21 protein-coding genes are annotated in these 19,093 nt (G+C 41.7%); 4 read left to right on the forward strand and 17 right to left on the reverse strand.

Annotated elements, in window-relative coordinates:
• Positions 1–147 precede the first annotated feature (147 nt).
• From C8D76_RS05525 to ilvG, 3 genes are all read right to left on the reverse strand, one after another.
• Positions 148–681 (reverse strand): inorganic diphosphatase, encoded by a 534-nt coding sequence (locus tag C8D76_RS05525; protein WP_116631794.1) that lies wholly within the window; start codon positions 679–681, stop codon positions 148–150.
• Positions 682–754: 73 nt separating this feature from the next.
• Positions 755–988: an acetolactate synthase 2 small subunit gene (gene ilvM, locus C8D76_RS05530; RefSeq protein WP_116631795.1), complete on the reverse strand. Its 234-nt coding sequence runs from the start codon at positions 986–988 to the stop codon at positions 755–757.
• A 26-nt stretch (positions 989–1,014) separates the two neighbouring features.
• Positions 1,015–2,670, reverse strand: coding sequence for an acetolactate synthase 2 catalytic subunit (gene ilvG, locus C8D76_RS05535; protein ID WP_116631796.1), 1,656 nt, complete (start codon positions 2,668–2,670; stop codon positions 1,015–1,017).
• A gap of 151 nt (positions 2,671–2,821) precedes the next feature.
• On the opposite strand from ilvG, the gene C8D76_RS05540 reads away from it, so the two are divergent.
• From C8D76_RS05540 to C8D76_RS05555, 4 genes are all read left to right on the forward strand, one after another.
• Complete coding sequence (locus C8D76_RS05540; RefSeq protein WP_116631797.1) at positions 2,822–3,640, forward strand: Cof-type HAD-IIB family hydrolase; 819 nt, start codon at positions 2,822–2,824, stop codon at positions 3,638–3,640.
• On the forward strand, positions 3,640–4,020 hold the full coding sequence (locus C8D76_RS05545; protein ID WP_116631798.1) for a fluoride efflux transporter CrcB: 381 nt from the start codon (positions 3,640–3,642) through the stop codon (positions 4,018–4,020). The genes C8D76_RS05540 and C8D76_RS05545 overlap by 1 nt, the downstream gene beginning before the upstream one ends.
• Before the next feature lie 8 nt (positions 4,021–4,028).
• Entirely contained in the window at positions 4,029–4,922 is an 894-nt protein-coding gene (gene rarD / locus C8D76_RS05550; RefSeq protein ID WP_116631799.1) for an EamA family transporter RarD, read from the forward strand.
• A 103-nt stretch (positions 4,923–5,025) separates the two neighbouring features.
• Positions 5,026–6,378, forward strand: a complete 1,353-nt coding sequence (locus C8D76_RS05555; RefSeq protein WP_423802747.1) for a chloride channel protein — start codon at positions 5,026–5,028, stop codon at positions 6,376–6,378.
• Between the two features lie 455 nt (positions 6,379–6,833).
• Here the strand turns inward: C8D76_RS05555 and C8D76_RS05560 are convergent, their stop codons facing one another.
• The 14 genes from C8D76_RS05560 to atpE form a co-directional block, all read right to left on the reverse strand.
• Complete coding sequence (locus C8D76_RS05560) at positions 6,834–7,781, reverse strand: alpha/beta fold hydrolase (RefSeq protein ID WP_116631854.1); 948 nt, start codon at positions 7,779–7,781, stop codon at positions 6,834–6,836.
• A gap of 152 nt (positions 7,782–7,933) precedes the next feature.
• On the reverse strand, positions 7,934–9,046 hold the full coding sequence (asd, locus tag C8D76_RS05565; RefSeq protein WP_116631801.1) for an aspartate-semialdehyde dehydrogenase: 1,113 nt from the start codon (positions 9,044–9,046) through the stop codon (positions 7,934–7,936).
• Positions 9,047–9,209: 163 nt separating this feature from the next.
• Complete coding sequence (gene ftsX, locus C8D76_RS05570; protein ID WP_116631802.1) at positions 9,210–10,136, reverse strand: permease-like cell division protein FtsX; 927 nt, start codon at positions 10,134–10,136, stop codon at positions 9,210–9,212.
• A gap of 25 nt (positions 10,137–10,161) precedes the next feature.
• Positions 10,162–10,812 (reverse strand): cell division ATP-binding protein FtsE, encoded by a 651-nt coding sequence (gene ftsE / locus C8D76_RS05575; protein ID WP_116631803.1) that lies wholly within the window; start codon positions 10,810–10,812, stop codon positions 10,162–10,164.
• 156 nt (positions 10,813–10,968) lie between these two features.
• Positions 10,969–11,595 carry a tellurite resistance TerB family protein gene (locus C8D76_RS05580; RefSeq protein WP_116631804.1) on the reverse strand — a complete coding sequence of 209 codons (627 nt, stop codon included), beginning with the start codon at positions 11,593–11,595 and terminating at the stop codon, positions 10,969–10,971.
• A gap of 150 nt (positions 11,596–11,745) precedes the next feature.
• On the reverse strand, positions 11,746–12,477 hold the full coding sequence (rsmE, locus tag C8D76_RS05585; protein ID WP_116631805.1) for a 16S rRNA (uracil(1498)-N(3))-methyltransferase: 732 nt from the start codon (positions 12,475–12,477) through the stop codon (positions 11,746–11,748).
• A 95-nt stretch (positions 12,478–12,572) separates the two neighbouring features.
• Positions 12,573–13,352, reverse strand: a complete 780-nt coding sequence (locus C8D76_RS05590; protein ID WP_116631806.1) for a Cof-type HAD-IIB family hydrolase — start codon at positions 13,350–13,352, stop codon at positions 12,573–12,575.
• A 61-nt stretch (positions 13,353–13,413) separates the two neighbouring features.
• Positions 13,414–13,842, reverse strand: a complete 429-nt coding sequence (locus C8D76_RS05595; RefSeq protein ID WP_116631807.1) for a F0F1 ATP synthase subunit epsilon — start codon at positions 13,840–13,842, stop codon at positions 13,414–13,416.
• A gap of 37 nt (positions 13,843–13,879) precedes the next feature.
• Entirely contained in the window at positions 13,880–15,256 is a 1,377-nt protein-coding gene (gene atpD, locus C8D76_RS05600; RefSeq protein WP_116631808.1) for a F0F1 ATP synthase subunit beta, read from the reverse strand.
• A gap of 15 nt (positions 15,257–15,271) precedes the next feature.
• Positions 15,272–16,141, reverse strand: coding sequence for a F0F1 ATP synthase subunit gamma (gene atpG, locus C8D76_RS05605; RefSeq protein ID WP_116631809.1), 870 nt, complete (start codon positions 16,139–16,141; stop codon positions 15,272–15,274).
• Between the two features lie 18 nt (positions 16,142–16,159).
• Positions 16,160–17,701: a F0F1 ATP synthase subunit alpha gene (gene atpA / locus C8D76_RS05610; RefSeq protein ID WP_116631810.1), complete on the reverse strand. Its 1,542-nt coding sequence runs from the start codon at positions 17,699–17,701 to the stop codon at positions 16,160–16,162.
• 15 nt (positions 17,702–17,716) lie between these two features.
• Positions 17,717–18,247, reverse strand: a complete 531-nt coding sequence (atpH, locus tag C8D76_RS05615; RefSeq protein WP_116631811.1) for a F0F1 ATP synthase subunit delta — start codon at positions 18,245–18,247, stop codon at positions 17,717–17,719.
• Between the two features lie 13 nt (positions 18,248–18,260).
• Complete coding sequence (atpF, locus tag C8D76_RS05620) at positions 18,261–18,731, reverse strand: F0F1 ATP synthase subunit B (RefSeq protein WP_116631812.1); 471 nt, start codon at positions 18,729–18,731, stop codon at positions 18,261–18,263.
• 58 nt (positions 18,732–18,789) lie between these two features.
• Complete coding sequence (atpE, locus tag C8D76_RS05625; RefSeq protein WP_116631813.1) at positions 18,790–19,044, reverse strand: F0F1 ATP synthase subunit C; 255 nt, start codon at positions 19,042–19,044, stop codon at positions 18,790–18,792.
• Positions 19,045–19,093: the final 49 nt, after the last annotated feature.

The raw sequence follows: 19,093 nt of genomic DNA on the forward strand, positions 1-19,093 counted from the left end.
GCTTATATTAGCACATCGATGGGTAAATAATAAAAAAGTGCGGTCAGAATATGCAAAATTTTGCGAAAATTTGTCCATAAACTTTCGATAAACCAAAAAGAAAGGCAGTTCATTTTCTGAACTGCCTTGAAAGCTAAAAATGAACGCTTATTTTTGTTCGTTCCAACGTTTGATTGATTCACGAATCACTTGTTTCGCTTCTTCAATGTCGCCCCAGTGTTGCACCACGGTTGAACCTGGTTTTTTGAGCGCTTTGTAATTGTTAAAGTGGAATTCGATTTGTTTGATTAATTGCGCTGGCAAGTCGGCTAATGTTTGATAAGCGTTGCCTGTGTCGCGGTCATCGGCTGGCACACACACGATTTTGTCATCAACTTCGCCATCGTCTACGAATTTCATCACGCCGATCACTTTCGCTTCAAGGAATACGCCTGTTGCTAATGGTTCGCGAGTGATTAATAACACGTCTAATTCATCGCCATCTTCGTCTAATGTTTGTGGGATAAAACCGTAGTTTGTTGGTTTTGCGAAGATTTTTGGCTCTACACGGTCTAATTGGAATGCACCTAATTTACGGTTCCATTCGATTTTGTGGCAGCTGCCTTCTGAAATTTCATTCACTACGTTGATGATACCCGCATCAACATCGCCTGGAGTTAAGATTTGGTTAAAATCTGCCATGAGTTTTCCTTTTTATTAACAAGTTGTAAAACGGCAAAATTATATCAGTTTTTGCCTTATTGTATAAAATTATTTACTCGTCACTTTCGCAAGTGACATCCACCACATCATAAAGTTTTTTCAGTTGATTAACTAATAAGCACGTATCCCGCGTGCTTGCTATGGTGAAATCAATCCAAACTTTATTATTTTCTAATGCCATTTTCATTTCGGTGACAGTATAACCGCGATGACGCACCACGCGCAAAATCCGTTCTAGCACTTCTGGGCGGTGATTGGCGACAACAGTAAATTCAGTATAATTCATAAAATTTCTCCCAATTTGACCGCACTTTATAGGCTTTCTAACATATTTGTATTTGGCGCCCCAGCTGGAACCAATGGCCACACATTTTCATCGGCAGGAATGCAGACATGTAAGAAATACGCGCCTTCTGCGGCTAATAAACGGTCCAACGCAGCGTTCACTTCGCTGGCTTTTTCGATACGTTCGCCTGAAATGCCGAATGCGGAAGCCAAAGTCACGAAATCTGGATTGTCATCTAAAATGGTTGAACTATGGCGACCATGGAAAAATAGCGATTGCCATTGACGCACCATACCAAGGCGTTGATTGTCGAGCAGCAGAATTTTCACGGCTACCTTGCCAGATTTTACCGCGCCCAATTCTTGGATATTCATCATAATAGAGCCGTCGCCGGTGACTAAAATCACTTGATCCTGCGGGCGCACTTTTTTCGCGCCAATCGCGGCAGGCAAGCCAAAGCCCATCGAGCCAAAAGCCGCGGAGCTGATAAAGTTTTCGGGCGCGTTATGTTGCATATGCTGAGCTGCCCACATTTGATGCTGCCCCACATCGGTCACCACCACGGTGCTATCCGCTTTTTTATTGGATAGCGTGCGCAACAACCAAGCAGGGTGAATATCGCCATCGCCGCTGTTTTCCGCATAGGTGAATGCGAAATCATTGATTAAACCTTGCACTTTTTCACGCCAAGGTTGAATGTCTAGCGTCATTGTTAGCGCGGCTAACACTTGGCTTAAATCGCCCCTTAATGCCACATCCGCTTTGCGCAATTTGCCAATTTCGGCAGCATCAATGTCGGCGTGGATCACTTTTGCGCCTGCGGCAAAGCTGGCTAAATCGCCGGTGACTCGGTCATCGAAACGTGCGCCGAGCGTAATCAATAAATCGGCATCTTGAGTGGCGTAATTGGCGGCTTTGGTGCCGTGCATGCCGATCATTCCCATATAATACGGGGTTTCCGCCAAGATAGAGCCTAAACCTTTTAGGGTGGCAACGCTTGGAATTTGCGCCGTGGCAAGGAATTTGCGCAAGGCTGGAACAGCATTGGCAATGCCCACACCGCCGCCCACATAGACCACAGGGCGTTTAGATTCTTGCAATAATTTCACCGCACTTTCAATAGATTGGGCGTTAAGTGCGGTCGGTTTTTCCACCGTTTTTACAATCGGCGAAAGCTTGGTTTCTGCAAATTGCACATCTTTAGGAATGTCAATCAATACAGGGCCTGGTCTGCCGCTGACGGCAATTTGGAACGCTTGCGCAAAAATTTCTGGCAATTCATCGACATTTTGCACGATAAAGCTATGCTTGGTGCAAGCTAGCGATAGCCCTAACACATCTGCTTCTTGGAATGCGTCTGTGCCGATTAATGGGCTGCCCACTTGCCCTGTAATCGCCACCACAGGCACGCTGTCCATCAACGCATCGCCTAACCCCGTGATTAAATTGGTCGCGCCAGGGCCTGACGTGGCAATGCACACACCCACAGTGCCATTGCCCGCCGCACGAGCATAACCAACGGCTTCCATTGCTGCACCCTGTTCGTTGCGACAGAGAAAATGCTCCAAGCCGCTGTCATAAAGGGCATCATAAACTGGCATAATTGCGCCGCCGGGATAACCAAAAACGGTTTTTACTCCGTGCGCTTTTAAACATTCTGTAACTAATCTTGCTCCATTCATGATTGGTTCCTGTAAATCGTTTGCATAGTCGAAAAGATGAAATTTATTATATCGATCTTTTTTATTATTCCTATCATTTATTAAACTAAGTACGGTCAAATTTCAACAAATTTTGCTATAATTCAAACAATTTTGATGATAGGAAACAAAAATGGCAAATTTACCCTTTAGCGCCTTTGTGTCAGATATGGACGGCACTTTATTAAATGGCAACCATATTATCGGCGATTTTACCCGAGATACCTTGGAAAAATTAGCTCGGAAAGGCGTGGATATTATATTGGCAACGGGGCGTGGCTATGTGGATGTGGCAGCGCAGTTAAATAATATGGATATTGAAAATGCAGCGATGGTGACTTCTAACGGCGCAGAAGTGCATGATTTAAAAGGGAATTTAATTTACAGCAATTATCTGCCAGAAGATGTCGCATTTGAAATTATGCAAGAGCCATTTGATCGCCAAAATATTTGCTTAAACTCCTATCAAGGCAATGATTGGTTTATTAATATCGATGTGCCTAGTTTGGCGAAATATCATAAAGAATCGGGGTTTAGCTACCAAGTGGTTGATTTTGCTCAACATCATGGGGGCAACACGCAAAAAATATTTTTCATCGGTCGCTCTTTAAACGATTTATTGCCATTAGAAAAACGCCTAAAAGAAAAATATGGCGCGCACATCAATGTGATTTATTCCACGCCGCAATGTTTAGAAGTGATGAACAAAAATGTGTCAAAAGCGACCGCACTTGCTCAGTTGGTTGCCCATAAAAATTATGAATTAACGGATTGCATTGCCTTTGGTGACGGCTTAAATGATGTGGAAATGTTGGCTGAAGTGGGCAAAGGGTTGGTCATGGGCAACGCAGATCCACGTTTGCTTAAATTAATGCCGCAGCTTGAACGCATCGGCAATCATCAGCATGAAGCGGTTGCCAGCTATGTGCGTGCGGTGTTTGGAATTTACTAATGTGGCAATCTATTTTACTGATTAGCAGCGGCGCCGCCCTTGGGGCAACGGCACGTTGGGGCTTAGGGTTGTGGTTTAACGCTTGGTTCAGCACGTTAGCCTTTGGCACCTTGATCGCCAATTATCTCGGCTGTTTTTTAATTGGCATTTTGACCGCACTTTTTTGGCAATTTCCGTCTTTCAGTTCGTCAGCAAAATTATTCCTAATCACGGGTTTTCTCGGCAGTTTAACCACATTCTCTTCTTTTTCCGCGGAAGTGGTGGAGAATTTAATTCACGGTAAAATCCCCGAAGGGCTCGCTGTGATGGGGCTGCATCTTATCGGCTGTTTGGTTTTCACCTTTATCGGGATTTATCTTGCAGGGCTTATTTTCAAATAAGGAACGCTATGGCGTCTAACGCAAAACTTAAAGGCTGGCATTACGCCTTTTTATGTTACTTCACTTGGGGAACCTTTCCCATTTATTGGTATCCGCTCAATCAATCAGCCATGCCAGCGGAACAAATTTTGGCGCAACGTATTGTCTGGTCTGCGGTGTTTGCCTTGTTGTTATTGGTTATTTTTAGACAGGGGCGCACGGTTCTTAATGCCTTTAGAAAACCACGAATTATCGGCATTTTCTCGCTCACCGCTTTTCTCATCGCACTAAACTGGCTTATTTATTTGTGGGCGATCACAAATCATCATGTATTAGACGCCAGCCTTGGCTATTTTATTAACCCATTATTCAACGTTTTTCTTGGCTGGTTAGTTTTTAAAGAACGGCTTAATAAAGCCCAATTAACCGCACTTTGCTTGACGATTGCAGGCATTTTATGGCTTGCCATTCCCGCCGGGCAAATTCCTTGGGTGGCATTATCCCTTGCGGGCAGTTTTAGTTTGTACGCCTTAATCCGCAAACTTGCGCCCATGGAACCGTTGGCAGGGCTAACCCTTGAAACCTTATTATTATTTCCTTTTGCCCTTGCCTATTTAATTTTCTGCGCGGCTCAAGGCAATCTTGTGTTTGGCGACTTAACGGGCTTACAACTTGCGGTATTATTGGGCTCGGGCATCGCCACAACCATTCCCTTGCTTTGGTTTGCCATTGGCGCGCGCCAAATTTCGATGTCATTGTTAGGGATGTTGCAATATATTTCCCCTAGCTTGCAATTTTTATGCGGTTGGCTAGTGTTGGGCGAACAACTTTCTATGGGGCGTCTTATTGGCTATACTTTTGTTTGGGCTAGCGTTATCATTTTTCTAACGGCAATGCGGCAAAAAGCAAAACAATCAAAATAGAAAATTTTGCAAATTTTGACCGCACTTTTAACGATGATTTCTCTTAATTTACACGTTTAACATTATGCAGCACGATCACACACAAACCAGCTTTCGCGCAAAAATGCGCTTTTTTATTCATAAAAAACTACGCCAAAGTAATCGCATTTCCCGCAAATCTATTGAATTTACCTGTTTGCTCATAGGCGCATCGCTGGTGGCATTGTTTTCCCTTGGCTTTGCCAAACTGGCGGATATCGGGCTGGAATGGAACACCTACTGGTCAACAAAATATCCGATCGCACCTTGGATTGTCTTGCCGCTCGGTTTAGCCTTGCTTGCGTGGTTTACGTCAAAATATACCCCTTATGTATCGGGCAGTGGTATTCCGCAGGTGATTGCCTCTTTAAGCCTGCCTTACGGCGCGCAGAAAAATCGTTTACTTCAGTTTGTACAAACCTTATGGAAAATTCCATTAACCTTTTTCGCTATGTGTATTGGCGCATCGGTGGGGCGTGAAGGCCCTTCCGTGCAGGTGGGATCGGCTGTGATGTTAGCTTGGGGGGATTTATGCCGCCGTTATGGCATTGCCTTTACAGGGCTAAGTGCCAATGAATTAATGGCAACAGGCGCAGGTGGCGGTTTGGCTGCCGCCTTTAATGCACCGTTAGCAGGGGTGATTTTTGCCATTGAAGAAATTGGGCGTGGCGTGTTGTTGCGCTGGGAACGCCGCGTATTGCTCGGTGTGCTTGCCGCAGGTTTTATTTTGGTTGCCATTCAAGGTAATAACCCTTATTTCTCGCAATATCACGGCGCTTCTCAAGCGGAAAATATGTTGATATGGGTACTTATTTGCGGCGTGGTAAGTGGCATTTTCGGTGGAATTTTTGCCAAACTGCTTGCCAAAGGTGCTGCGGGTGTTTGCCCACAAGCAATTCGTGGCTGGGTTCGCCGCCATCCAATTATGGTCGCCGCTATTTTAGGCTTAATTCTTGCAGCACTCGGTGCTTATACCAGTGGGCAAACTTATGGCACGGGTTATCACGTTGTTGACAATGCGTTAAATGGCGAACGAATCTCGCCAGAAACAGTAGGAATTGCGAAATTATTTGCCACGGTCGGCACCTATTGGACAGGCATCGCTGGGGGGATTTTCACCCCATCGCTCACCGTTGGCGCAGGCATTGGCGCACAAATTGCAAGCTTTACCGGCGGCATTGTGGATCAACGTTTGCTAGTTTTACTCTGCATGGCGGGCTTTTTGGCAGGCGCAACCCAATCGCCACTAACCGCTAGCGTGGTGGTCATGGAAATGACCGGCAGCCAACCTGTGCTGATTTGGTCGTTGATCGGTGCGCTGATTGCCTCTTTCGTTTCACGACAAATTATGCCAAAACCGTTCTATCACTTCGCCGCAGCACGTTTCCGCCAACGTGTGCGTGAAGAAACCAAACTGGAAGAAGCAAAAAACGAATAACACTAGAGATATAGCCTGTCATCATTGAAAAGAAAGTCTGAGAATGTAGGATTATTGAGCAAAAAAGTGCGGTCAAATTAATCTGCTCCCAAAAGTTGGACACCATAACCAACCTATTAAGGAGCAGATTTTTTATGGGAAAACATTATTCAACAGAATTCAAACTATAGTCAATTTCTGCTTTCTCTATTACTGAACGTGGCGAACCTATCTCATGCTACCTTTTATTATTCTAGGAAAATCAAAGTATTAGATGATATTGATCACTTGATAATAATTCTGTTTTGCGAAAGTAAAGGGAGAGAGGGTTATCTTTATCAACTGGCGGCGTGGCATAACTGGAAGTGACACTGCACGAGTATATTATTGTAACGAACGGCAAAGTAATCCCACTTTAAACAACTTGAACTTCATACGATACAAAGCTCAATATTTAATAGCTTAGCAGTCTAGGATTAATCAGCTTGGCGAAAAAAAGCTAAAATTCGTTGCATCGCTTGTTCACGAATGGGATCGCGTTCAAACAAAATTTCATGTTTAGCTTGAGCAATATTTTCAATATTGCCATTGGGCAAAAGTGCAGTCAATTTTGTGAGATTTTTATTGGACACAATGCGCTCACGTTCTGATTGCAAAACGAGCACGGGAATTTCAATGCGTGGCAAAATTTTCGGTAATTGCTTAATGGCATTCATGCACAAATGCACCCAGCGGAACGTTGGGCCGCCTAAATGAATGGCGGGAAATTTGCGATTAACGCGGTTCATCCATTTCATTCGCGTGCGGCAGCCGCTCAATTCATTATTATCCAAATTCGCAGGCTGATACGCCGTTTTACCAAACACATAATCCGAACCCTTGCCCAAGAGATTCATCAATGCCACCACCAGCTGATCACGCACAGGGTGTTTCAAAGGCATTCCCCAAAATGGCGCAGAAAAAACCGCACTTTTGATATGATGATCATAGTTCGCAAGATAGAAACTCGAAATGAGCGCACCCAGAGAATGGGCGACAATATGTTGTTGCTGATAGTCATAAAGTGCGGTCACTTTTTCGATAATTTTTGCCATATCCTCCGCATAAAAGCGGAATTCGTCCACATATCCTTTCTCGCTATCTTTTAATAAACGCTGAGAATAGCCTTGTCCACGGTGATCAAAAATCAACACATCATAACCTGATAAAAAGAAATCATAGGCGATCTCCGTCCATTTCAGAATATTCTCCGCCCGCCCATTCACTAAAATAACCAATTTGCGCGGGGTTTCTTCATCACGCACAAAGTGGCGATAAGCTAGCTGGCAGTTTCGTTGCCCCTTGATATATTGAATAGGAAAATGTTCAGCAAAGGGCTGTAATTGGCTAAGAGCAAATCGATGAAAATGGGCTTCGCGATGTATCATATTGTTGAGTTTTATTATTTAGGATTGGGACGATTTAGCATTTATGCCGCTAATCACAATAGAATTTTTTTGCTGACAAGGTTTGTTTCGCAAAAATGGGAAAATAAAGCAAAAGTGCGGTCAATTTAACCGCACTTTTTTCGCCTAGATTAAGCCACTAATTGTTTTAAGATACGGCGCACTGGCTCTGCGGCGCCCCATAATAATTGGTCGCCTACGGTAAAGGCAGCTAAGTATTCTGGGCCCATTGCCAATTTGCGTAAACGACCCACTGGCACACTTAATGTACCTGTGACTTTCGCTGGTGTGAGTTCGCGCAATGTGGTTTCTTTATCGTTTGGAATCACTTTCACCCATTCATTATGCGCGGCTAAAATTTGCTCAATTTCTTCTAATGGAATGTCTTTTTTCAATTTAATGGTGAATGCTTGGCTGTGGCAACGCAATGCCCCGATGCGCACGCATAAACCATCCACAGGGATTGGGTTATCAGATAAACCTAGAATTTTGTTGGTTTCAGCATAACCTTTCCATTCTTCTTTGGTTTGGCCGCTTGGTAATAATTTGTCGATCCAAGGGATGAGACTTCCGCCTAATGCAGCACCAAAGTTATTTGTTGGGAAATCATCTGCACGCATTTTCGCGGTTACTTTGCGTTCAATCTCTAAAATTGATGATGCAGGATCCGCCAATTCTGCGCTTACTGCGTTTTCTAATTGTCCCATTTGGCTTAACAATTCACGCATATTTTTTGCGCCAGCGCCTGACGCTGCTTGATAAGTGGCAACGGAAATCCATTCCACTAAATCTTTTTCAAATAAGCCGCCAATCGCCATAAGCATTAAGCTCACTGTGCAGTTGCCACCGACGAAAGTTTTAATGCCGTTTTTTAATCCTTCAGAAATCACGTGTTGGTTTACAGGATCTAACACGATAATCGCATCTTTTTCCATACGCAAAGTGGAAGCGGCATCAACCCAATAACCATTCCAACCTGCGGCTTTCAATTTTGGATAAACTTCGGTGGTGTAATCGCCACCTTGGCAAGTAACGATAATATCTAATTTTTTGAGTTCTTCGATATCAAAGGCATTTTTTAATTCGCCAGCATCTTTACCCGCAAAAACGGGGGCTTTTTGACCTGCCTGAGAAGTGGTAAAAAAGATAGGATTAAGGTTTGCAAAATCGTTTTCTTGAACCATACGATCCATTAAAACTGAACCAACCATTCCACGCCAACCGATAAAACCGACATTTTTCATAGTAATTTCCTTATGTTGTGTATTTTTAAATAGAGATGGCTCTAATTAATTACAGAATGAGCCAATAAAATCAAGCCTAATTTTTCAAAAATCCAAAAAAAATGATGAAAATCTGAAATATTTCAAATTTTCATCATTAAATTTTGTATTTTGCTAAGATTGGTTATTTTTCAATTAAGCGAATATGCCGTGTAGCAGCAATCCAAGCTGAAGCATAGCCAACAATCGAACAGATGATGAATAAAAATAACACTTCACCAAAACCTAATCCCCCAAGCTCAAAATTCACAGAGAAAATATCGGTAACATATTTCACCGCGCTGGTGAAATAACCAATTAACAAGGCACTAAAGAAACAAGCAAAAAACGCGCCTAAAAGCCCGTAAATAATGCCTGTCCATAAGAATGGGCGTAAAATAAATTGGTCTGTTGCGCCTAGCAATTTCATCACTTGAATTTGCGCTTGGCTGCTATATACATCAGAGCGAATGCTGTTTCCGATCACCAAGAACACAGCTAATGTCATCAACACCGCGCAGAAAATAGCTACATGCGCCACTAACCAAGACAACGCCGTAAATTTTTCCAGCCAATTATTGTCCATTCGCACTTCTTCTACGCCTTTAATTTTCATTAAATTATCGCGTAATTCTTGGCGTTTTTCTGAAGGTTGAAATTCTTTTGTCGGCTTAATCATCACCACCGCCGGTAATGGATTATCATCTAAAATATCTAATTCTTCGCCAAATCCCGACCAATTTTGAAATTGTTTTAAACTTTCTTGGCGTGAAACATAATTTAGGCTCTCAATGCCTTCTTGACTACGAATTTTTTCCACCACCATATTGGTATCGTCTTCGCTAAGATTTTTATGCAAATACACGGTCAATTCACTTTCAGGATAAAACTGCGTAGTCGCTTGGTGGATGTTTTTCCACAATAAAAAACTCACTGTTGGAATAGTTAAAGACACGGCAATCACCAAAATGGTTAATAATGTCGCATATTTTTTCTTAATCAGATCAGCCCACACGTTGCGCAATACATATTGCATTCGCACCAAAAATGAAGCGTTTTGTGTTGAATTCATGCAAATTTCTCCGTTCTTGCTGCCATTAACGTAAATGACCTTGTTCTAAAACAAGGCAAGGCTTTGGTTTTTGATTAATTAAATTCACATCGTGAGTGGCGATTAACACCGTCATTCCCATACGGTTAAAATCTTCAAATAAATTGAAAATATCTAAAGAAAGTGCGTTATCGAGATTTCCTGTTGGCTCATCGGCGAGTAATAATTGGGGTTTATGCACAACCGCACGCGCAATATCAACACGTTGTTGTTCACCACCAGAAAGATGAATAGGCGAGTATTTCGCGCGATCATATAATCCAACACGATCAAGAGCGGAAAGCGCACGTTCTGCGGCAATTTTGGGATTCATACCGTTAATAATCAACGGCAACGCCACGTTATCCACAATTGGACGGTCTGGCAACAAACGATAATCTTGATGCACCATGCCAATTTGGCGGCGCAAAAAAGGCAATTCATAATGAGAAAGGCGCGTAATGTCATGGCCATTAAACCAAATCTGCCCACCGTTTGCACGCTCCATACCCATAATCAATTTCAGTAACGTGCTTTTCCCTGCGCCAGAATGCCCTGTTAAATAAGTCATACTGCCTATGGGTAAATGGAATGATAAGCCCTGCAATGCAGGTTTTCCTCCCAAATAAGCTTTACTGACATTTGCAAAACGTATCATCTTTTCTTCTCTATTTTGTTCAATATTTCGCTGATTATACAGAAAAGCTCGCCCTGATAAAACGCCCGATTAGCGCAGAGCTGTCGATTTGACATAAAAAAGTGCGGTCAATTTCAAAACTTTTTTGAAAACGACCGCACTTTGTATAAATGAAAATTAGAAACCCGCTTGTTTTTCTAACTCTTCCACTAATTGATCATCCAAACCTAATGCTTGCGCAAGTTCTGCTAAAAAGACAATTTCTTTGCGCTCTAAATCCGCACAAACTACACGTGCAGCCAAATAAACTTGTGCTGCCAAAGCAGGATTATTGCCCACTTGACGAGCGATGTCTGCCACGCTTGCAGGTTGAGCCATTTCTTGCTGAACCCATTGTTGCACTTCAGCATTATCACCCACTTCAGCGAGAATAGCTTGTTTTTCTGCATCAGTAATCGCGCCATCAGCTGCTGCGGCTGCGATCATAGCTTGTAAAATCACTTGGCTTGCACTTGCATCTTGTTGCGCTTGCGCAAAATGTTCTTCTGGCACGGGTGCAACAGCTTGTTGTGATTGATATTTTTGGTATGCTTGATATGCCAACGAACCCAAAGCGGCAAGCGAACCTAATTTTGCCAAACCAGCACCGCCATTACGCCCGAAAATCATTGATAAAATCCCAATCGCCGCCGCGCCACCACCTGCTTTAGTCACTTTATCCAACGTTGAATTGCCACTCATCGTGTTTTTTACTTGTTCCTGCGCGACATTCAAAACTTGGTTTAAAATTTTGCTGAAATCCATCTTGTTGCTCCTTAAATAAATGAAATAGCAATACTTTGTCTATAAATTCATCATTTAGTTCGGCGTATTAATGTATTATTTTGTAAAGAGAGCGATATATTTTTTATTACACATTAGGTACTTTCACACACAAAGTGCGGTCAATTTTTGTTATAAGTCGCCAAAACAGACTTGTAATGCGGTAATGGCGGTGAGTGCGGCGGTTTCTGTGCGTAGCACTCGGTTGCCAAGAAGAATTTCGGTAAAGCCTTGGGTTTCTGTTTGTGCTATTTCTTGTGGGGATAATCCTCCTTCTGAGCCGATGAGTAAACGCACGCCTTCGGGGGGGATTTCAGGTAGGGTTTTGATGGAATATTTGGCGCGAGGGTGTAGGTTTAATTTTAATGCGCCATCATTTTCTGCGCACCAATCTTGTAATTTCATCATCGGGCGAATTTCGGGTACCACATTTCTGCCGCATTGTTCGCAGGCGGCAATAGCGATTTTTTGCCATTGTTGAATTTTTTTATCTAAACGTTCGCCGTCTAATTTTACGCCGCAGCGTTCTGACCATAATGGGGTAATAATGTTTACACCTAATTCAACGGATTTTTGAATGGTGAATTCCATGCGATCACCGCGCGAAATCACTTGCCCTAAATGGATTTTTAAGGGGCTTTCACGATCATCCAATTTTTGATCTTGAATTTCGACTTCCACAGATTTTTTACTCACATTGGTGATGATAGCGGGGTAAATATGATTGCTGCCGTCAAATAGTTCAATCTGTTCGCCTATCTGCATGCGTAAAACGCGCCCAACGTGGTTTGCGCCATCTTCGCTTAATTGGCAAATTTTTTTATTTTCAAGGGATTCTGGGTGATAGATTCTAGAAATTCGCATAATTGGCTGTGTTTAATCAAAAGTGCGGTCGATTTTACAAATGTTTTTACAATTTGCAAGTATTGGGCTGGTGCAAAATCAGCCCTTATCGTCAATTAACCAAATTCACGCGCTAAAATAAGTGCGATACCGTCTTCGTTATTGCTGGCAGTAACTTCTTTGGCGATTTGTTTTATTTCATTCGGCGCATTTCCCATTGCGACACTTAAACCTGCATATTCAAGCATATCAAGATCATTAAAATTGTCGCCAAAGGCTATCACTTCATCCGCTGTCACATTTAAATAACGCTCCATAAAACGAATTGCTTTTGCTTTGGTTGCCGCTTTATTCATAATTTCTAAGTATTCAGGTTTAGAGCGATGAATGCTTAAGTGCGGTAAATTTTCTTTTAGTTTTTGTTCGAGCGTTTGAATATCTGGCGCATCGCCCATTACCAGCACTTTGTGAACATTAGTCAAATGTTCAGGTAATGAAGAGGCTTTAAGCCCTGTAATATGGCTTTCTTGCAATGCCCAAGGATTGGTTAAATCATTGGTTAACCAATCTAATCCTGAATAATGATTAATCGAAATGTTGGGGAAGTTAAACAAAATTTGATTTAATGCGATGAGATCTTGCGGCTCAATGAGCACAGAATAAAGTGCGGTCAAATTTTTGTCTAAAATTAAAGCGCCGCTATAACAAATGATTGCCTGCTGTGTTTGCAGTTGCTCGGTATAAGGCGTGATAGCATAAGGAGGGCGCGCAGATACGGGGATAAAAGGAATGCCTTTAGCAATCACATTTTTTATGGCGGTTTCCGTTTTTGGGGTGATTTTATTTTGGCTGTTTAATAAGGTGCCGTCAATATCACTAAAAATGGCTTTATACATAATTTTTTCCTTATTAAAAGAAAAGCCGCTCCTAGAGTGGAACGGCTTAAGTGCGGTCGAATTAGCGTTTGTTTTTGACTAATTTTTCCGTTAATTCGTAAGCACGAAGTTTTGCAAGTTCTTTTGAAAGTTTCGCAGTAAGCATTTCGTGGTTAAGATCGCTAGATTTCGCCACGATATTTTCTTCTGCTTTTTTCTTCGCTGCTAAGATACGTTCTTGATCCAATTCTGAACCACGAATTGCGACATCAGCAAGTACGGTAACAATGTTAGGCTGAACTTCTAAGAAGCCGCCTGATACATAAATTACTTCTTCTGTGCCATTTTCCTTGGTTAATTTAATGATACCTGGTTTAATGGCTGTAAGTAGAGGGGTGTGCCCAGCTAAAATACCGAGCTCACCTTCCATACCTGTTGCTTGTATACTTTTTACAGCGCCTTCAAAAATTTTATCTTCAGCACTTACAATAATTAAATTGAATGTTGACATATGTGTTCTCCTTCAATCTGGTAATCAGTTGAAGTGATTACATATTTTTCGCTTTTTCAACAACTTCTTCGATTGAACCTACCATATAGAACGCTTGTTCTGGGATATGGTCGTATTCGCCGTCAAGAATGCCTTTGAATCCACGAATAGTATCTTTTAATGATACATATTTACCCGGTGAACCTGTAAAGACTTCTGCAACGAAGAATGGTTGTGATAAGAAACGTTCGATTTTACGTGCACGTGCTACCACGAGTTTGTCATCTTCAGAAAGTTCATCCATACCAAGAATGGCAATAATATCTTTCAATTCTTTATAACGTTGCAAAATACCTTGCACGCCACGCGCCACATCATAGTGTTCTTGACCAACAACTTGAGGGTCTAATTGACGTGATGTTGAATCTAATGGGTCAACCGCTGGGTAAATACCAAGAGAGGCAATATTACGGCTTAATACAACGGTTGAGTCCAAGTGGGCGAATGTGGTTGCTGGCGATGGATCAGTTAAGTCATCCGCAGGCACGTAAACCGCTTGAACAGAGGTAATAGAACCTTTTTTAGTTGAGGTAATACGCTCTTGAAGTACACCCATTTCTTCTGCAAGTGTAGGTTGATAACCTACTGCTGATGGCATACGACCTAATAATGCGGATACTTCAGTACCTGCAAGTGTATAACGATAGATATTATCCACGAAGAATAATACATCACGCCCTTCATCACGGAATTTTTCCGCCATGGTTAAACCTGTTAATGCAACACGTAGACGGTTACCTGGTGGCTCATTCATTTGACCATAAACCAGTGATACTTTATCTAATACGTTAGAATCTGTCATTTCGTGGTAGAAGTCATTACCCTCACGAGTACGTTCACCAACACCAGCGAATACTGAGAAACCTGAGTGCTCAATCGCGATATTACGGATTAATTCCATCATATTAACGGTTTTACCAACACCCGCACCACCGAATAAACCAACTTTACCCCCTTTTGCGAATGGGCAAATTAAGTCGATAACTTTGATACCAGTTTCTAATAATTCCGTACTGTTTGATTGTTCTTCATAACTTGGTGCTGCACGGTGAATTGCCCATGTTTCTTCTGCACCAATATCGCCTTTTTGGTCGATAGGTTCACCTAAAACATTCATGATACGACCAAGAGTTTTTGTTCCGACTGGTACAGAAATTGGTTTACCTGTATTTGTTACGTTTAAACCACGTTTCAAACCATCAGATGTACCTAATGCGATACAGCGTACGACACCACCACCTAATTGTTGCTGAACTTCAAGGACTAAACCTGCATCAGTAACTTTTAACGCATCGTAAACTTTTGGTACTGCATCCTGTGGGAATTCAACATCGATTACCGCACCGATAATCTGTACAATTTTTCCTGCTGACATTACCGCTTTTCTCCATTAAATTGCTGCAGCGCCTGCAACAATTTCATTTAATTCATTTGTGATACTTGCTTGACGGGCTTTGTTATACACCAACTGCAAGTCGCCAATTAAGTTACCTGCATTATCTGTTGCTGCTTTCATCGCGACCATTCGAGCTGCCTGCTCTGAAGCTAAATTATCAACCACTGATTGATAAACTTGAGATTCCAAATAACGAATGAGTAAACTGTCTAACAGTACTTTCGGATCTGGTTCATAAATATAATCCCAAGATTGTTGTCTTTCAGCTAATTTGTCCGTGTCAAGCTCTGGCAATGGAACTAATTGCGCAAACTTTGGTTTTTGCGACATAGTATTAACAAATTGGTTATATGCTAAATATAAAGCATCAATTTCACCATTTGTATAGGCTTCAAACATACCGTTTGCGATACCTAATAAATCTTCCATTGTAGGATTATCGCCCAAACCTGAATGTTGTACGCGAATTTTTAATCCTAAAGAACGGAAGAATGCGATACCTTTTGAGCCAATTACGCCCACTTCAACAGTAATGCCTTTTTCTTTCCATTGTTTAATTTCATTTAACACGGTTTTGAATAGGTTAATGTTTAAACCACCGCACATACCACGGTCTGTTGAAACAATTAATATCCCCACTTTTTTCACTTCACGTTCAACTAAAAATGGGTGTTTATAACCTATACTCGCTTTAGACACATGGCTAATAACATTTCTAATGGTTTCAGAGTAAGGGCGAGATGCTGTCATACGATCCTGTGTTTTACGCATTTTCGATGTAGCCACCATTTCCATTGCCTTAGTAATTTTCTGCGTACTTTGTACGCTGGCAATTTTGGTTTTTATCTCTTTTCCACTAGCCATTGTCTTTCTCCGAACTTATTACCAAGTATTATTTGCTTTAAAGTTATCCAAGATAGCTTTCAACTGCGCTTTAACGTCATCGTTGTAGTTACCTGTATTGTTTAACTCTTGCATAAATTCGGTATGGGTACGATTTGCGAAATCTAAAAGTGCGGTCTCAAAACTCGCAATTTTATCAAGTTCCACATCATCTAAATAACCAAATTCAACAGCAAATAAAAGCACTGACTGTTCAGCCACAGATAATGGTGCATATTGTTTTTGTTTCAACAATTCAGTGACTTTTTCACCGTGTGATAATTGTTTGCGCGTTGCATCATCTAAGTCTGAAGCAAACTGCGCAAATGCTGCTAACTCACGGTATTGAGCAAGCGCCGTACGAATACCACCCGCTAATTTTTTCACTACTTTAGTTTGTGCTGCACCACCTACACGAGAAACCGAAATACCTGGGTTTACCGCAGGACGCACACCAGCGTTAAATAAGTTAGATTCTAAGAAAATCTGACCATCGGTGATCGAAATTACGTTTGTAGGAACGAAGGCTGAAACGTCACCTGCTTGCGTTTCAATAATCGGAAGTGCGGTCAAAGAACCTGTTTTTCCTTTCACGGCACCATTAGTGAAACGCTCAACGTATTCTTCATTTACGCGTGCTGCACGTTCAAGTAAACGTGAGTGTAAATAGAATACGTCACCTGGGAATGCTTCACGACCTGGTGGACGGCGGAGTAACAATGAAATTTGACGATAAGCAACCGCTTGTTTTGAAAGGTCATCATAAATGATTAATGCATCTTCACCACGGTCACGGAAATATTCACCCATTGCACAGCCTGCATATGGTGCTAAATATTGTAATGAAGCCGCTTCAGAAGCTGATGCCACAACCACAATGGTGTTTTCTAATGCGCCATTTTCTTCTAATTTACGCACTACGTTTGCGATAGTCGATGCTTTTTGACCAATCGCCACATAAATACATTTAATTCCTGAATTTTTTTGATTAATAATCGCATCGATGGCTAATGCTGTTTTACCCGTTTGGCGGTCACCGATAATCAACTCACGTTGACCACGACCAATTGGTACCATCGCATCCACACCTTTATAACCCGTTTGAACAGGCTGATCCACCGATTTACGATCGATAACACCAGGGGCAATCACTTCAACAGGTGAGAAACCATCATTTTGGATTTCACCTTTACCATCAATTGGCTCACCTAAGGTATTAACAACACGACCCAATAAACCACGGCCAACTGGAACTTCAAGGATACGACCTGTACATTGAACTTCCATACCTTCCGCTAAGTCTGCGTAAGGTCCCATTACCACCGCACCAACTGAATCACGTTCTAGGTTAAGTGCCATTGCATAACGGTTACCAGGTAATGCAATCATTTCACCCTGCATTACTTCGCTTAAACCGTGAATACGGATAATCCCGTCACTCACTGAAACGATTGTCCCTGTGTTGCGAGCTTCGCTCACCACATCAAATTGGGCAATGCGTTTTTTAATCAATTCACTAATTTCTGTTGAATTTAGTTGCATCTCAAATTCCTCTTATCATTGCAATTCGTTTGCCAAACGATTTAATTGTCCACGGCTTGAACCATCAATGACAAAATCGTCGGTACGAATGATAACTCCAGCAATTAGTGAGCTATCTACACTGCAATTTAATTTAACTTTACGAGCAAGTCTTTTTTCCATTGCGGCTGCAATTTTTTGTTCTTGTGTTGCATTTAATGGTTGTGCTGAAATGACTTGAACTTCCGCAGTTGAGTGATGTTCTTCCACATAATGTTGAAACTCACTAAATACCGCTGGAAGAACCGTTAAACGCTTATTCTCAGCCATTAACCGAATCAGATTTTGCCCATATTGATCAAGTTGTTCGCCACAAATTGAAATCATCGTGTCAGCAGCTTTTTGTGCAGAAAACGTATTATTTAGAAAATCTTGAACTTGTTTATTTTCAGCAACTTGTGCTGCAAAGCCCAACATTTCTAACCATTTTTCCACCGCACTTTGCTCCACGGCAAAATCAAATGCTGCTTTGGCATAAGGGCGAGCTATCGTAGTTAATTCTGACATAAGCTCAACCTTCTTATAGTTCTGCAACTAATTTATCAATAATATCGTTGTTCGCTGCTTCATCCACAGTACGACCAACAATTTTTTCTGCACCTGCAATCGCAAGCGATGCAACTTTAACGCGCAATTCTTCTTGAACACGTTTACGCTCTGCTTCTACTTCAGCATAACCTTGCGCAATAATATTCGCTTTAAGGCTTTCCGCTTCTGTTTTCACTTCTTCAAGAATATCGTTACGACGTCTATTGGCAGAATCAATAATTTTTTGCGCTTCTTCTTTTGCAGCAAGGATTTCTTGTTCCACTGCGACTTTAGAATCTGCTTGTTCTTGTTTCGCTTTTTCAGCTGAAGTCAAGGCATTAGCAATATTTGCTTGACGTTCTTCAATTGCTTTAATAAGCGGTGGCCAAACAAACTTCATGCAAAACCATACGAAAATGATAAATGCTATAGTTTGACCAATTAATGTTGCGTTGATATTCACAACGAAACCTCCTTCATTTGTTGGTTAGTTAGCCCTAACAGGACGTTATTCGTTGAAATTAACCTAACAATGATACGAATGGATTTGCGAATGCGAAGTATAAACCAATACCTACGGCAATCATTGCGATCGCATCAAGTAAACCAGCTACGATAAACATTTTCGTTAATAATGAATTCGCAAGTTCAGGTTGACGCGCGGCAGATTCAAGGTATTTACCACCTAAGATACCAAAACCGATACCTGTACCTAACGCGGCAAATGCAAGCATGATTGCTGATGCGATGATTGTTGCACTGATTACAGTTTCCATATTTTTCTCCAATTTGGGTTGAAATTAAGATTAAGTTAAAGTTATTAAT

Origin of the sequence: Alitibacter langaaensis DSM 22999, from assembly GCF_003096995.1 — a bacterium.
Classification (GTDB): Bacteria; Pseudomonadota; Gammaproteobacteria; order Enterobacterales; family Pasteurellaceae; genus Exercitatus; species Exercitatus langaaensis.

Excerpts from the sequence above, each read along its gene's own strand:
- C8D76_RS05545 (WP_116631798.1), top strand. The coding sequence starts at position 3,640 with ATGTGGCAATCTATTTTACTGATTAGCAGCGGCGCCGCCCTTGGGGCA.
- C8D76_RS05540 (WP_116631797.1), top strand. The coding sequence starts at position 2,822 with ATGGCAAATTTACCCTTTAGCGCCTTTGTGTCAGATATGGACGGCACT.
- atpG (WP_116631809.1), bottom strand. The coding sequence starts at position 16,141 with ATGGCTAGTGGAAAAGAGATAAAAACCAAAATTGCCAGCGTACAAAGT.
- C8D76_RS05555 (WP_423802747.1), top strand. The coding sequence starts at position 5,026 with ATGCGCTTTTTTATTCATAAAAAACTACGCCAAAGTAATCGCATTTCC.
- ftsX (WP_116631802.1), bottom strand. The coding sequence starts at position 10,136 with ATGAATTCAACACAAAACGCTTCATTTTTGGTGCGAATGCAATATGTA.
- C8D76_RS05590 (WP_116631806.1), bottom strand. The coding sequence starts at position 13,352 with ATGTATAAAGCCATTTTTAGTGATATTGACGGCACCTTATTAAACAGC.
- atpH (WP_116631811.1), bottom strand. The coding sequence starts at position 18,247 with ATGTCAGAATTAACTACGATAGCTCGCCCTTATGCCAAAGCAGCATTT.
- atpA (WP_116631810.1), bottom strand. The coding sequence starts at position 17,701 with ATGCAACTAAATTCAACAGAAATTAGTGAATTGATTAAAAAACGCATT.
- atpE (WP_116631813.1), bottom strand. The coding sequence starts at position 19,044 with ATGGAAACTGTAATCAGTGCAACAATCATCGCATCAGCAATCATGCTT.
- ilvG (WP_116631796.1), bottom strand. The coding sequence starts at position 2,670 with ATGAATGGAGCAAGATTAGTTACAGAATGTTTAAAAGCGCACGGAGTA.
- rsmE (WP_116631805.1), bottom strand. The coding sequence starts at position 12,477 with ATGCGAATTTCTAGAATCTATCACCCAGAATCCCTTGAAAATAAAAAA.
- C8D76_RS05595 (WP_116631807.1), bottom strand. The coding sequence starts at position 13,842 with ATGTCAACATTCAATTTAATTATTGTAAGTGCTGAAGATAAAATTTTT.
- ilvM (WP_116631795.1), bottom strand. The coding sequence starts at position 988 with ATGAATTATACTGAATTTACTGTTGTCGCCAATCACCGCCCAGAAGTG.
- atpD (WP_116631808.1), bottom strand. The coding sequence starts at position 15,256 with ATGTCAGCAGGAAAAATTGTACAGATTATCGGTGCGGTAATCGATGTT.
- C8D76_RS05580 (WP_116631804.1), bottom strand. The coding sequence starts at position 11,595 with ATGGATTTCAGCAAAATTTTAAACCAAGTTTTGAATGTCGCGCAGGAA.
- asd (WP_116631801.1), bottom strand. The coding sequence starts at position 9,046 with ATGAAAAATGTCGGTTTTATCGGTTGGCGTGGAATGGTTGGTTCAGTT.
- rarD (WP_116631799.1), top strand. The coding sequence starts at position 4,029 with ATGGCGTCTAACGCAAAACTTAAAGGCTGGCATTACGCCTTTTTATGT.
- C8D76_RS05525 (WP_116631794.1), bottom strand. The coding sequence starts at position 681 with ATGGCAGATTTTAACCAAATCTTAACTCCAGGCGATGTTGATGCGGGT.
- ftsE (WP_116631803.1), bottom strand. The coding sequence starts at position 10,812 with ATGATACGTTTTGCAAATGTCAGTAAAGCTTATTTGGGAGGAAAACCT.